General features: G+C 71.5%; 1 pseudogene. It reads left to right on the top strand.

Features of this window, described 5'->3' with window-relative positions:
* Nucleotides 1-260 (top strand): annotated as a pseudogene (locus tag ACFR9S_RS00605) (asparagine synthetase B); the annotation flags it as partial.

Below are 260 nucleotides of genomic sequence, written 5' to 3'. Positions count from 1 at the left end.
CCGCGAACCGCTCCACCTCGACGCCGCGAGCGACGGCAGAGAGTGGAGCTTCGACCCGACGGATCTGACCGACCCCGAACTGCTCGACGCGCTCACGGTCATCGAACCGGACGACGCCCGGGGCGAGGTGTGGTCGCTCCCGAACCCAACGACCGAGACGGACCACGGGACCGCCGTCGACGCCGTTCGCGACGCCGTGCTCACGAGCGTCCGCGAGCCGAGTCCCGACGGACTCGCAGTCGCCTTCTCCGGCGGCGTTG

It is taken from the genome of Halolamina salina (assembly GCF_042678005.1).
GTDB classification, from domain to species: domain Archaea; phylum Halobacteriota; class Halobacteria; order Halobacteriales; family Haloferacaceae; genus Halolamina; species Halolamina salina.
The sequence above is the reverse complement of the archived record's forward strand: the minus strand, read 5'-3'. Positions and strand labels throughout refer to the sequence as shown.